The organism is Geodermatophilus sp. SYSU D00742 (genome assembly GCF_054049935.1).
Genome location: NZ_JBJGYJ010000003.1, coordinates 1 through 13,973 on the forward strand (window position 1 = coordinate 1; position 13,973 = coordinate 13,973).

At 74.9% G+C, this 13,973-nt stretch carries 10 protein-coding genes; 9 read left to right on the forward strand and 1 reads right to left on the reverse strand.

The window, feature by feature from the left end; all coding sequences use genetic code 11:
- On the reverse strand, nt 1–539 hold a 539-nt coding region (locus ACI78V_RS02600; protein WP_456848633.1), incomplete at its 3' end, for a hypothetical protein.
- A 457-nt stretch (nt 540–996) separates the two neighbouring features.
- Between ACI78V_RS02600 and ACI78V_RS02605 the strand changes: the two genes are divergently transcribed.
- The 9 genes from ACI78V_RS02605 (at nt 997) to ACI78V_RS02645 (ending at nt 13,961) form a co-directional block, all read left to right on the forward strand.
- Nucleotides 997–1,815, forward strand: coding sequence for a hypothetical protein (locus ACI78V_RS02605; protein WP_456848635.1), 819 nt, complete (start codon nt 997–999; stop codon nt 1,813–1,815).
- A 1,053-nt stretch (nt 1,816–2,868) separates the two neighbouring features.
- Nucleotides 2,869–3,600, forward strand: coding sequence for a hypothetical protein (locus tag ACI78V_RS02610; protein WP_456848637.1), 732 nt, complete (start codon nt 2,869–2,871; stop codon nt 3,598–3,600).
- A gap of 170 nt (nt 3,601–3,770) precedes the next feature.
- On the forward strand, nt 3,771–6,083 hold the full coding sequence (locus ACI78V_RS02615) for a bifunctional polysaccharide deacetylase/glycosyltransferase family 2 protein (RefSeq protein WP_456848639.1): 2,313 nt from the start codon (nt 3,771–3,773) through the stop codon (nt 6,081–6,083).
- Entirely contained in the window at nt 6,080–7,150 is a 1,071-nt protein-coding gene (locus ACI78V_RS02620) for a glycosyl hydrolase family 18 protein (RefSeq protein WP_456848641.1), read from the forward strand. Before ACI78V_RS02615 ends, ACI78V_RS02620 begins: the two co-directional genes overlap by 4 nt.
- Nucleotides 7,147–8,490, forward strand: coding sequence for an acyltransferase family protein (locus ACI78V_RS02625; RefSeq protein WP_456848643.1), 1,344 nt, complete (start codon nt 7,147–7,149; stop codon nt 8,488–8,490). Before ACI78V_RS02620 ends, ACI78V_RS02625 begins: the two co-directional genes overlap by 4 nt.
- A 225-nt stretch (nt 8,491–8,715) precedes the next feature.
- Nucleotides 8,716–9,702: a UDP-glucose 4-epimerase GalE gene (gene galE, locus ACI78V_RS02630; protein ID WP_456848645.1), complete on the forward strand. Its 987-nt coding sequence runs from the start codon at nt 8,716–8,718 to the stop codon at nt 9,700–9,702.
- Between the two features lie 1,804 nt (nt 9,703–11,506).
- Nucleotides 11,507–12,421, forward strand: coding sequence for a glycosyltransferase family 2 protein (locus tag ACI78V_RS02635; RefSeq protein WP_456848647.1), 915 nt, complete (start codon nt 11,507–11,509; stop codon nt 12,419–12,421).
- Nucleotides 12,422–12,447: 26 nt separating this feature from the next.
- On the forward strand, nt 12,448–12,861 hold the full coding sequence (locus ACI78V_RS02640) for a hypothetical protein (RefSeq protein ID WP_456848648.1): 414 nt from the start codon (nt 12,448–12,450) through the stop codon (nt 12,859–12,861).
- Nucleotides 12,858–13,961 carry a GNAT family N-acetyltransferase gene (locus tag ACI78V_RS02645; RefSeq protein WP_456848650.1) on the forward strand — a complete coding sequence of 368 codons (1,104 nt, stop codon included), beginning with the start codon at nt 12,858–12,860 and terminating at the stop codon, nt 13,959–13,961. The genes ACI78V_RS02640 and ACI78V_RS02645 overlap by 4 nt, the downstream gene beginning before the upstream one ends.
- The last annotated feature ends 12 nt before the right edge of the window (nt 13,962–13,973 follow it).

The following is a 13,973-nucleotide window of genomic DNA, read 5'->3' on the forward strand; positions in this document are numbered from 1 at the left end:
GGGGCGGGGTCTGTGTTGCGCGACTGCCCGCGGTCGCCGCTGTCGCCGCGGTCGCGGGTGTCGTCCTCGGCGGGGGCGGGGTCTGTGTTGCGCGACTGCCCGCGGTCGCCGCTGTCGCCGCGGTCGCCGCTGTCGCCGCGGTCGCCGCCGTCACCGCGGTCGCGGGTGTCGTCCTCGGCGGGGGCGGGGTCTGTGTTGCGCGACTGCCCGCGGTCGCCGCTGTCGCCGCGGTCGCGGGTGTCGTCCTCGGCGGGGGCGGGGTCTGTGTTACGCGACTGCCCGCGGTCGCCGCTGTCGCCGCGGTCGCCGCCGTCACCGCGGTCGCCGGTGTCGTCCTCGGCGGGAGCGGACTCCGTGTTCCGCGACTGTCCGCGCGGGGCGTCGGCACTGAGGTCGGCCGACGCCCGGTCCTCGGACGGATCCGATGACGACGTGCTCGTCCTGGACGAACCGTCGCCCGGCGAGGGCGGTGCCGCCTGAGCCGAACCGGACAGGAGGGTCAACAGCTGCCATGCGCAGACCAGGAGGAAGACGGTCACCAAGAGACGGCGGCGCCACGACCGGACAGGCGTGACTCCGACAGACGTGCTCGTACGGCGCCTGTCGTGAGCGGTCGTGCCCGGCGGTCTGCTGCCGGGCGACCGCATGAGGCTGCCGTCGATCGACACGACGTCTCCTCAGTGCCAGACCAGCCGTATGGATCCCACGTCCCCGTGGACGCGCTCCGTCCTGTTGCTGGAACTTCCTGTCGCGGGACCCTGCGACGTGACCACAGACACTGACAACCCCCGCGGGTGCGCAACCCGACACGCCACGGCGATGTCTCACACAGGGTGCACGGGTCGCGCCCCGCGGGTATCGGAACTATGCCGACCCTTACTTCGAACCGCTGGGCCGTGGCGCCCGCGGCGGCGCACCTCGCGTCGCAGACACCGGCATCACCCGATGGGGTGACCGGCGGTCCCGAACCGACGTCGACCTGCCGATGACCGGAGTGTGTGGCTCTGGGTCGTCGGGGGACTGGTCGTCTGGGTGTTGGTCGCGCTCGTTGTGGCCGTGGTCGTCGGCCGCGGCATCCGGGTGGCCGACGTCCGCGCCGGGAACGCACTCCCGGCCGTGCGCACCCCGCGCCGGCGCGTCCCCCTCCCGCCCGTCGGCGTCGCCCTGGCCGCCACCGCCGTCGTCCTCGAGACGATCGGCTACGTCGGCCGGCTCACCGACGCCAGCGGCCCCACCGCTCGGGCGCTGTCGATGGACGCGCCCTACTCCGTGCCGCGGATGTTCGTCGCCGCCCTGTTCGCGGCCGCCGCGATCGCGGCCGTCGCCGGCGCCGCCAGCACGCCGGGACGGCGCGCCTGGTGGTCCGCCGTCGGCGCCGTCTGCGCGTTCATCGCCGTCGTCAAGGCCGGCAGCACCGTCCACGCCGAGGGCATGGTCGCGCTCCAGGACGCCATCGGGGAACCGGGCGCCGTCACCGTCAGCGTGCTCGTGGCCGCCGGCGTGATCGCCGTGCTGGCTTTCGTCAGCCGCGCCGAGCGTCGCGACCGGCGTCGGGTGCTCAGCTGCCTCGCCGGTTACGCGGTCGCGGCCGTGGGCCTGTCCGCCGTCTCCACCGCCGTCACCGGCCGGATGGCCATCACCGCCACGTTCCTCGAGGAGTCGGGGGAGGCGCTGGCCGGCGTCGCCGTCCTCGTGGCCGTACTGGTCGGCGTGGCTCCGCGCCTGGTCCTGCCCGCCGAGTGGGTGCTGCACCGCGAGGCCGACGCCACCACCCTCGATGCCGCGCAGACACGACCGGGCACGGTGCGTAGCTGAACCACCGGGAGGCCGGGTACCCCGTCAGTACAGGACCAGGCCACCGGGTTCTTGTGGACGCGCTCGTGATGCTGTAGGCGGACTACCGAGTTCCGACGCGCTGGCGTCCCGCCCGATGACGCTGAGTGACACAGCGCCGGTGCCGACGTGAGTCACACCCTGCGCATTTGACCCCCACCCCGCGTCGCCGAACAGTCGCCTACGGGCGACCGCAGGCCAGATGCGGGTCGCCAGCCACGTCGCCGCCCGAGCGGACGTGGCCTCGGGGGGACGTACGTGCTGAGCGCAGGCAGCGACGCGGACGTGGGCGGTCACTCCGCATCACCGTCCTCCGTCGCCTCCTCCGCCGGCCGCCGTCCCACCGGGGCCACGCGCCTGCTCCTCGCCGGCCTCTTCCTGGTCGGCCTGTGGGCGCTGACGGCCGGCACCGCCGCCGCCGGCCCCGCCGACGGTCGGTCGTGGGCCGACGAGGGGTACGGCCTCGCCGACGTCCCCGCGCAGGAGGCTGCTCCCGTCGTCCCCGCTCCGCCCGGCGAACAGCCGGACGCTCCGGCCCCGGCGCCGCAGGACCCGCCGAGTACCGGCAGCCCGGTCACCACCCCCCGCTCGGTGCCCGGCCCCGCCGGACCCACTCCCGTCGACCCGCCCCCGGCCCAGCCCGCCCGGCCGGCCGGCGACGTCCCCGCCCCGGCGCACGGGCGTCCGGCTCCCGCGCCGCAGCCCGACGGCGACGTCCTGCCGTCCGGTGGTGGCGTCGCGGAGCCTGGGTGCGACGTCGCCGACGGGGGCCTCCCGCAGCCGCCCCGGGACCTGGCCGGGCTCTGCCCGGTCGACGCGGCCTCGCCGCCGGATCCCGGCGGCAGTGGCCCGGAGCCGCTGGGCAGCACCGGCACGACGCCCCCGGCGGCGGGGACCGGCACACCCCCGCCCCCGGTGAGTGGCGCGCAGCAGCCCTCGGCACCTGGTCGACCGCCGGCGTCCGAGCCCGCTCCGCCGGCGGCCCCCGCTCCGTCCTGCCCCGTCCCCGCGACACCGGACGCCACGGGCACGACGGTGGCCGGCACCGCGGCCCCCCTCCTCGTCGGCGCCGGCACCGACGTCCCGGCTCCCCGGCCGAGCACGGCCCCGGCCGTCCTCCCGGCCACCGTGCCCGTCGCGGACCGGCTGTGCGCCGGCCCGGCGGCACCGGTCCCCGGCCCGGCGAGCGCTGATCCCGCGGCGGACGACCCCGCGCCCGCCGGGTCGGGCAGGACCACCGGCGCGGCGATCGCCGAGCCGCCGGTCGACGACGTCGTGGTCCCCCTGGCCGACGAGGCCACCGCGGGCTCCCCCACGGGCACGGCCCTGGTCGGGCCGCCGCTGCTGGAGGCGTCCCCGACACCGCTGCTCTCGCCCCTCGCCTCCTCCGAGGCGCGCGACCTGCGCGTCAAGGGCAGCGCCGCGGTCGGTACCGGTGCCGGTTCGGTCGCCCGTGCCCGCGGCCCGGCCCCGCCCGCGACCGTCTCCGACGCCGCGGACGTCCCCCTCCCGCATCAGGCTCCGGCGCCCGTGCCGATGCCTCCGGCTGTTCCCGTCCCGCACGCACCCGGCGCGCCGTCGGCGGGCACGCACGCCTGCTCGTCGTCGGTCGGACCCGGAGGACAGCACGATGCGGTCGGCCTGCCGGCGGCGGTGCTCCCGGTCACGTGGTCGGCACCGCCCACGGGGTGCGTGGCACCGCTCGCCCCCGGCATCGCCGGGCCCGTCGTCGGTGGTGCCGACGGCCCGGGCTGCAGCCCCGACTGACCCGGCTCCGGACCCGCTGGTCCCCCCGCCCCCCTGAGCGCCGCGACTCACGGCGGCGGTGATGCGGCGCGCCCCTCGATGCGTGGCGCCCCGACGCGCTCGACCGACCCAGCGGTCCCGCCCGAACCCCCCTCACGCCCGCACGCACACTGCACCCAAGGACTCGAACCATGAGGCGATCCACGCCCGGCCTCGGCCGCGGCACGGCCACGATCCCTGTCTTCGCCAGCCCGTCCGGGCGGCGTTGGCGACGGCTGCGCGCCGTCGGGCTGACGCTGCTCGTCCTCGCCGTCGGCTCCGCCGTCGTCGCCGTCCCGAAGGTCCTGGCCGCGCCGGCCCTCGCCGGTGCGCCGGTCCCCGACGGGCCCGTGCCCGAGGACGTCGGTGACGACGCCCCGGTCATCGGTGCCGGGCCGCTCGTGCGCGTGGTCGAGGTGCTGCGGGCCGACGGCGAGAGCTACGCCCAGGAGCCGTTCACCGGCGAGGTGGTCGGGCAGCTGTCCCCCGACGAGAACCGGGTCGTCGGCGACTCCGAGTACGCGCTGCAGTTCTACGGTTACGGCCCCCAGGTCCACCGCACGATCACGCTGACCTTCGACGACGGCCCCGATCCGCACTGGACCCCGCAGCTGCTGGACCTGCTCAGCGAGTACGGCGTCCCCGCGACGTTCTTCGTGACCGGCGAGCAGGTGGCCAAGAACCCGGAGGTCATGCAGCGGATCGTGCGGGAGGGGCACGCGCTCGGGAACCACTCGCTGACCCACGTCGACGTCAGCGACTCGACGGCCTTCCGGGAGAAGCTCGAGCTCGCCGTGGCCGACCGCATCCTGCGGGCGCAGACCGGTCAGGCCGCGTCGTTCTTCCGGCTGCCGTACGAGAGCAACGACGAGGAGACCGTCCGCGACGACACCGCGGGCATCCTGCGGGCCCAGCAGCTCGGCTACACGATCGCCTCGCACGACTTCGACACCCTCGACTGGGCGCACGCCGACGGCCAGATCCCGGGCGACATCGAGATGCCGCCGCTGGGCGAGCAGGACAACGTCACGATGCTGCTGCACGACTCCGGCGGGGACCGGTCGATGACCCTCGCCTACGTCGAGGACCTCATCGCCGAGGCGCGCGCCGCCGGCTACACGTTCACCACGATGCCGCAGGCGCAGCCGTCGATCGACACGGCCGGCGCGGTGCCGGTCACCCTCTGGGACCGGCTGGCGCTGTGGAGCGCGACGGCGCTGTTCGTCTTCCCGCCGAACCTGCTCTACGTCCTCTTCGTCGTCGCGCTGGTCACCATGCTCGGCTTCGGCCTGTTCAACGCCGTGCTCGCCGTCGCCCGGGCCAAGCGGCGGACCAGGCCGATCAGCACGGGGCGGCCGCCGGTCACCGTGCTGATCGCCGCGTACAACGAGGAACGCGTCATCGTCCGCACGCTGGACTACCTGCTGGCCTCGCGCTACCCGCTCGGCGAGATCATCGTGGTGGACGACGGCAGCACCGACGGCACCTCCGCCGCGGTCCGCTCGGTCGCCGACCGTGACGCGCGGGTGCGGCTCATCCGGCAGGACAACGCCGGCAAGTGGGCCGCCCTCAACAACGGCTTCGCCCAGGCCCGGCACGAGTTCGTGGTCACGCTGGATGCCGACACCCTGTTCACCCCGACGACCATCGCCCGGCTCATGGAGCAGTTCCACTCCCCGCGGGTGGGCGCCGTCGCCGGCGTCATCAAGGTCGGCAACTACTCGACCAACGTCATCACCCGGTGGCAGGCCCTGGAGTACGTCACCCAGATCGGGCTCGAGCGGGCCGCCGGTGCGCTGCTCAACGCCGTCATGGTGGTGCCCGGAGCGTGCGCGGCCTGGCGCAAGGCCGCCGTCGTCGAGGCCGGCGGGTACGACGACGCCACCCTCGCCGAGGACTGCGACCTCACGCTCGCCCTGCACCAGTACGGCTGGCAGGTGGAGCAGGCCGACCAGGCGGTCGCCTGGACCGAGGCGCCGGAGGACCTCGACGCCCTGCTCAAGCAGCGGGTGCGCTGGATGTACGGCACCATCCAGGCGGTCTGGCGGCACAGGAACATGCTGCTGCGCCCGCGCTACGGCTGGCTGGGCATGCTGTTCATGCCGATGACGGTGGTCACCATCGTCGTCCCGTTGGTGTTCACCCCGCTGATCCTGCTGGGGATCGTGCAGACCCTGGCCGAGCAGGGCCCGCTGGTGCTGGCGCTCTACTTCGGCGTCTTCGCCGTGGTCTACGGGGTGCTCGCGGTCATCGCGGTCAAGCTGCTCGACGAGCGCGCCGAGCACCTGCTGATGGTGCCGGTGTACCGGCTCATCTACGAGCCGCTGCGGGTGTACCTGCTGTACGCCTCGTTGGGGACGGCGGTCCGCGGCGTGCGGCTGGGCTGGGGCAAGCTGGCCAGGACCGCCCGCATGGACGAGGTCGCCACCGCCGGCACGAAGCAGCCCGTGGCGGTGGGCACGTGAGCCGCCACCGTCGCGACCCGGTGCTGTGGCTCGGGGTCGCCGCCGCGGTCGTCGTCCTCGTCGTCGGCGCCGTCGTGCTGAAGCCGCGGCTGTTCCCCGGCGCGCACCCCCTGGTGACCGCCGCCTGGCTGCCGGTGTGGGACGAGCGCGCCCCGGGGTCGCTCCAGACCGCCCTGGACGACGGCGGGCTGACCGAGGTGAGCCCCACCTGGGCGGCCCTCGCCCCCGACGGGACGCTGGCACTGACCCCGCCCCCGGCCGAGGTCCTCGACCGGCTGGCCGGCGAGGACGACGTCGCGCTCATCCCGACCGTGCAGAACTTCAGCGGCGGGCAGTGGCAGGGGCAGGCGACCGCCGACCTGCTCGCCGACCCGGCGCGGGCCGACGAGCACCGCGCCCAGCTGGTCGAGCTGGCGCTGGCCAACGACTGGGACGGGATCGACGTCGACTACGAGTCGCTGCCGGCCACGGCCGGCCCGCAGTTCACCGAGTTCCTCTCGGCCCTGCGGGACGACCTGGACGAGCACGACCTGCAGCTGACCGTCGCCGTGCCCGCGCGCACCAGCGACGACGACCCCACCGGGCTGGCCTACAGCTACCGGGTCATCGGGGGCATCGTCGACCAGCTGCGGGTCATGACCTACGACCACCACTGGAGCACCAGTGAGGCCGGGCCCATCGCCCCGGTCGACTGGGTGCGGGACGTCGTCGACCACGCCGTCGACCGGGTCCCGAGGGAGAAGCTGATGCTCGGGCTGCCCACCTACGGCTACGACTGGGTGGGCGAGGCCGGCACGAACCTCGCCGCCACCGACGCCGAGGCGCTGGCTGCGCGGGTCGGCGCCGAGCCCGCGTGGGACGACGACGCCGCCGCGTGGACCTTCCGCTACGAGCAGGACGGTCAGCAGCACACGGTCTGGTACGAGGACGCGCGCTCGCTGGAGCGCAAGCAGGAGATCGCCGTCGAGGCGCGGATGCGGGGCGTGGCGATCTGGAGTCTCGGCGGGGAGGACCCGCAGGTGTGGACGACCGTCGCGACCGCGACGAGCAAGGGGCTGGAGCAGTGAGGCAGCGGGACCGGTACATCGACCTCCTCCGGACGTTCGCGCTGATCCGTGTGGTGACCTACCACACGTTCGGCTGGGCCTGGCTGCCCATGGCGTTCCCGGCGATGGGCATCATGTTCGCCCTCGGCGGCGGGCTGGTCGCCGCGTCGCTGGACCGCAGCGGCTCCGCCCGCGTCTTCTGGCGCCGGCGCGTGCGCCGGCTGCTGCCGCCGTTCTGGGTGTTCGGCGCGGTCGTGCTGGTGGCCATGGCAGCCCTCGGCTGGAAGGTCGAGAGCAGCTACCACTCCTTCGACTGGAGCACCGCCTGGCTGTGGCTGCTCCCGCTGTCGGACCCGCCGTACTCCGCCGACGCCCTCGACTGGGTCGTGCCGCTCTGGTACATCCGCGTCTACCTGTGGTTCGTCCTGCTCAGCCCGGCGATGCTGTGGCTGTTCCGCCGCTGGCCGGTCCGGATGATGGCGATCCCGCCGGTGGTGCTGGTCGTCACCGTCCTCGGCCTGGTCGAGCTCGGCGGGCGCACCTACGACAACGTCGTCGAGCTGTCGATCTACGCCTGCTGCTGGATGGTCGGCTTCGCCCACCACGACGGGAAGCTGCGCGCGCTCCCGCTCAAGCGCACGCTGCTCGCCGGCGTCGCGCTGATGGGCATCGGCCTCTGGTACGCGTTCACGCGCCAGGAGCAGTACGGCACGTACAACATCGACGACATCCCGCTGGCGAACATGCCCTACTGCCTGGGTGCGGTCCTGGTCCTGCTGCGGATCTACCCGAGCTCCACCTGGCTGGACCGGCTGCCCACGCTCGGCGCGATCGTCTCGCTGTTCACCAGCCGGGCGATGACGATCTACCTGTGGGGCAACGTCGCGATCGCGATGGCCCCCGTCGTCCTCGCCCACACCCCGATCGCCGGGTGGGACACCGACGACGCCAGCGGCATGGTCGTCGAGTACATGACCGCGTGGGCTCTGATCCTCGTCGCCGTCCTGGCCGTCGGCTGGGTCGAGGACGTCGCGGCGGCGCGGCGGCCCCGGTTGTTCCCGTGGGACCGCGTCCGCCCGGCCGCCCCGGTGCCGGGCCCCCGTCCGGTGCCGGCCGCGGCGGGTCCGGTCACCTTCGCCGACAACGTGGCGCAGGAGGTGCCGGCCGGGCCCCGCGTGGCGTTCTCGGACAACGTGGCCCGGGAGGTGCCGGCCGTCGAGCTGCCGGTTCCGGCGCAGCCGGCCGAGCCGCCGGTGCGCCGTCCGGTGGGGGAGGTGCCCCTGCCGCGGCTCGTGCGCGACTACGGCCGCCGCGTGAGCCTGCCGGAGGTGCCGGTGCCCGGGTCCCGGCCCGGCGGCTGACCGGTCCAGTCGGCCGGCCGTCCGGCGCACCGGCCGGGCGTCCGGCCCGTGCGCCGGACGGGCACAACGGACCGCACGCGGTCCCGCAGGCGGTCGTGCGGGCGTCGCCGCGCACCCGCTGCGGCACGTCCCGGCCTGCCCGAGCGAGCTGCCGGGCACGGGATGTTCCTCACCGTCCCGCTGCCGGGACCGCCGACGGAGCTCCCCACCGCTACCATGCGCCGGATGTCATGGCTGATCACCGGGGGCGCGGGCTACATCGGCGGGCACGTCGTCGCCGCGATGCGGGGGCTGGGGGAGCCGATCGTCGTCCTCGACGACCTCTCCACGGGTGACCCGGCCCGGATCCCAGGGGTCGACCTGGTCGTGGGCTCGGTGCTGGACGGGGCCCTGGTCTCGCGTGTGCTGCGCGAGCACCAGGTGGACGGGGTGATCCACATCGCGGCCAAGAAGCAGGTCGAGGAGTCGGTGCGCCTGCCGCTCCACTACTACCGGGAGAACGTCGAGGGACTCCGGGTCCTGCTCGAGGCGGCCGCCGGGGTGGGTGTGCGCTCCTTCGTCTTCTCGTCGAGCGCGGCCGTCTACGGCATGCCGGACCTCGATGTCGTCCATGAGGAGACCGACTGCCGGCCGGTCAACCCGTACGGGCGCACCAAGCTCGTCGGCGAGTGGTTGGTCGAGGACGCCGCCGCCGTGGCCGGGATGCGCTACGTGAACCTCCGGTACTTCAACGTCGCCGGGGCGGCCGACGCCGCGCTCGCCGACCGCGGCGTGTCCAACCTCGTGCCGATGGTCTTCCGCCGTCTCGACCAGGGCCTGCCACCGGTGATCTTCGGCGGCGACTACGACACCCCGGACGGGACCTGTGTCCGGGACTTCATCCACGTGGCGGACGTCGCATCCGCCCACGTGGCCGCCGCAGCGGCCCTGTCGGAGGGCCGGGTGGGGGCCCTGACGGCGAACATCGGCCGCGGGGTGGGCGTCTCCGTCCGCGAGATGGTCTCGACCATACGGAGCGTCACGGGCCTGGCGGACGAGGCCTGGACCGAGCCCGTGGTCTCCCCCCGGCGGCCCGGTGACCCCGCACGCGTGGTGGCCTCCTCACGACTCATCGAGGACGTGCTCGGTTGGCGCGCGCAGTACGGGTTGACGGAGATGGTCTCCTCCGCCTGGGCCGGGTGGCGGGCCGCCATCCCGGCCCGGCCCGCCTGACCCACCGCGGCGATCCCCAGGTCGGGGGATTGACCGGTGAGGCGCCCCAGCAGTACGACGTCGGCCCAGTTCCGATGCTGTGTCGTTCCGAGCCGTCACGCAGCGTCAGACACGCCGGAGAAACGCCTTGTGGAGGCGCGGACCCGTTGACGCAGCGTCACGGTCCTCGACATGGTCGCCCCCAGGTGTGACGGGCCGGACGCCCGCTGCGCTACCACGTCGCCGCCCGTGCGGATGTGGTCGGGGGGCACATCGTGGTGGGCAGTGGCGCCATCGGGGACGTGACCGGCTCGACGCCGGCGCTGCCCCGTGCCGCCGCTCCTCGCGGGCGGGGTCCCGCCCCCGCCTGGTTCCGCCGGCTCGTCGTGACCGGGCTCCTCCTGGTCGTCACGTGGCTCCTGGCGGTCGCGCTGGCCGACACGGCCGAGGCCACGCCTCCCCAGGAGACCGGGGTGGCGGCACAGGGCGCGGTCCACACGATCGACCCGACCGTGACCGGTGCACCGATGGAGGTGGCCGACCCGGCCCCCGGGCCCATCGGCGGGCAGGACGGCGCACCATCGGCGCCCCCGGTCGCGACGCTGCCCATGAGCGTGCCCGTCGGCTCCGGCGCCCCTCACGGCGGGCACAGCCAGGACGGTCCTGCCGCCGACGCTCCGCCCGGGGGTGGCGACCGCCCGGCCGCAGGACAGCCGTCCGGGGGCGGGGAGGGCGGCACGCCGCCGGATCCCGAGCCGGCTCCTCCGCCACCTCCCGCGCCGGTCGACCCGGCGCCACCCCAGCCCCAGCCGGTCCCGGCCGAGCCGGTCCCCGCCCCGGCCGAGCCCGGTCCTGCGCCGGCACCGGTCGAGCCCCTCGCGCCCGGGCCCGCTCCGGTCGAGCCCCTCCCGTCCGGGACCGTCCCGGCCGAGTCCGTCCCGGCCCCGGGTCCGGCTCCGGCGCCGGTCGTGCCCGTCCCAGCCGCGCCGGCGCCCCTCGAGGCCGTTCCGGCTGCTCCCGCACCCGCCGAGCCCGCCGCTGCACCGGCACAGCCGGCTCCGGTGCCCGAGGCGGTCCTGCTCGATCTCGCCGCGACGTCCTTCGGCGTCCCGGGGTCCGGGTCGAGCGCTGCTCCGCCGTCGCCGGCCACTTCGGTGACCTCCGCGCTGCGCGGGGACGTGACGACTCCCGGTGGGGCGCCCCTCCCGCGAGCCGACCGGGCCGTGATCGCGACCGGTACGGCCGCCATCGGTGCCCCGACCGGCGCGCCGGCGGCGGCCGCCGCGCCCGCGCCGGCTGCCGTCGACGACACGGAGAGCGCGCCGGTGGCCCCGGCACCCCCGCCGCCACCCGCGCCCGCGGCCCCACCGGCACCCCATGCGGGCAGCGGTGGATCCTGCTCGTCGTCCGCCGGCGGCGGGGGCAGCAGCGAGTGGAAGACCCTCGCCGTCCCCCTGGCTGCGTCCTGCTCGGCGCCGCCCCCCGGGCAGTCGGTCCTGCTCGACTCCGGCCCGGCCGCTCACACCGTCGGCCGCGCCGACGAGACGGGCGCTCGCCCCGACTGAGCCGGGCCCTCCGGTCGACCGACCGCGCTCGCACGGGGGGAGCGCGGACCGGGGAGCCGGAGCCGAGTTCGAGCCCTGGCCGATGACCACGGCGATCCGCCTGACCTCGACGCCCGTCCGACGGTGACCGACCGGTCCCGCTGCAGGCGCCGCGCCGGCTGACCTGCCGCATCGGCCCGCTGATCCCGCACGCCGACATGACACGCACAGCAGTGCCTGTGCGCGAGCTGGAATCCCCCCTTCGGACCTCGGAGGTCCTGATGAGCACGCTGCCCACCCCCGTCAACGGAGACGGTCAGACCCGGCCACGGGTCACGATGGACAACAACTTCGTGGTGCCACCACTGGCGCTCCCGACGGGCCCGCCCGTCCTCGGTGTCGCGTCCCCGACGGACGTCCCCGACCTCGCACCCGCGCGGATCGGGGTGAGCCTGGTCATCCCCACGAAGAACGAGGCCGCCAACATCGCCTGGGTCCTGGAGCAGGTCCCCGAGTGCGTCGACGAGATCATCCTCGTCGACGGTCGGTCCACCGACGCCACCCTCGTGACCGCGCTCTCCACCCGCCCGGACATCCAGGTCGTGATGCAGGAGGGCGTCGGCAAGGGCGACGCGCTGCTCGCCGGGTTCACCGCCGCTCGCGGCGACGTCATCGTCATGATCGACGCCGACGGGAGCATGTCTCCCGGGGAGATCCCGCACTACCTGCACTTCCTCGAGAACGGCTACGACTTCGTCAAGGGGTCGCGGTTCATGGGAGGCGGCGGTTCGCGCGACATCAGCCTCCTGCGCCGGTTCGGCAACAAGTCGTTGATGCACCTGGTCAACGGGCTCTTCGACGCCCAGCTCACCGACCTCTGCTACGGCTTCTGCGCGTTCCACCGCCGCTACCTGGACTACCTGGACCTGACGACCCCCGGCTTCGAGGTCGAGACCAAGATGATCATCTCGGCGCTGAAGTCCGGACTGCGCCTGGCGGAGGTCCCGAGCCTGGAGATGCCCCGGCGCTTCGGGCGCTCCAACCTGCGGACCTTCCGCGACGGCACCCGCGTGCTGCGGACGGTGCTGCGCGAGCACCGGACCGGCGTCAGCGGCTCTGCGCTCCAGCACGTCCGGAACTGGGTCCACCGCTCGTCGGACGGGGCCGGACCGGCGAACTCGCCGGCCCGGTCCTGAACGCGCCCGACCGAGGGACGACACGGATGCGATCGATCCGCGGCCGGACGGCGCGCCGGCGCAGTGGCACACCGGTCGCCGTCGGGCTGCTGGCGGCGACCGGCGTGCTCGCGGTGGCCCAGCCGGCCGGCCCGGCGGTCACCGCGCTCACCGCTGCCTTCCTCCTGCTCGCGCCCGCCGTGGCCGTGGTGCTGCCGCTGTCCGGACTCGACCCGCTGGCCCGGGCGGTGATCGCCGTGGCGTCGGTCCTCACCCTCGACACGGTGGTCGCGCAGACGATGCTCGCGGTCGACGCGTGGTCACTCCGCACCGGCGTGCTGGCGGTCGGGGGGATCAGCGCAGCGCTGCTGATCTGCCTCTCCGCCTGGCTGCCCGGCACGCGCGGCGGCAGCCGGGGGACGGGAGTGGCTGCCGAGCGGGGGCCGGAGGTGGCAGCGTGACCGTCACCGTCGTGCACCCGTCGGAGCTGGGTCCCGGCGAGCTGGAGCGGTGGCGCGCGCTGCAACGCCTGGCTCCGGGTGCGGCCAACCCCTTCCTCGCCCCGGAGTTCACGGTCGCGGTGGGGCGCCTGCTGCCCCGTGCCCGCGTGGCCGTGATCTCCGAGGGCACCCGGATCGTCGGGTTCTTCCCCTTCGAGCGGCGCGCGCTCGGGCACGGCCTGCCCATCGCCGCAGGCCTCACCGATGCGCAGGGTCTCGTGCACGAACCGGGCCTGGACTGGGACGCCCGCGAGCTGCTGCGCGCCTGCGGGCTGGTGACGTGGGAGTTCGACCACCTCGTCGGCCAGTCGCCGTTCGCCCCCTTCTCGGCCTTCCGGGTCGCATCGCCCGTCATGGACCTGCGCAACGGGTACGGGGGCTACCTGGAGGGCCTGGGTGCTCGCGGGACCGGCCTGGTCAGGGACGTGCGGCGGAAGCAGCGCCGTCTCGAACGGGACGCCGGGGAGGTGCAGTTCGACCTCGACTCCCGCGCCTCGGACGCACTCCCGGCCGTGATGGCCTGGAAGCGGGCCCAGTACCGACGGACCGGGCGGGCCGACCGGTTCGCCCACCCGTGGATCGTGCAGCTGGTCGAGGAGCTGCTCGACACCCGCACGGGGAGCTTCTCCGGGGTACTGGCCGTGCTGCGCGCCGACGGCAAGCCGGTGGCGGGGCACGTCCTCCTCCGTCTGGACGACGTCCTGGCGGGGTGGTTCCCCGCGTTCGACACGGCGTTCTACCGGTGCTCGCCGGGCACCATCACCCGGCTGCGCACGGCGGAGGCCGCGGCCGGACAGGGCGTCACCCGCATCGAGATGGGCCGCGGCGCCAAGGACTACAAGGAGCTGTTCAAGAGCTACGACGACTTCGTGGCCGAGGGCCGGGTCACCCGTGCTTCGCCGGCCGCGGCCCTGCACTGGGTGCAGCGGGTGCCGGTCCGCCGGCTGCGCCAGGCCGTCATGGACAACCCGGAGCTCTACCGCGCTGCCGACCGGGTGCTGAGGGGCTACGCGCGGATCCGGTCCGCCCGCCCCCGGCGCGCCGTCGAGCAGACCAGCTGAGAAGAAGGCGAG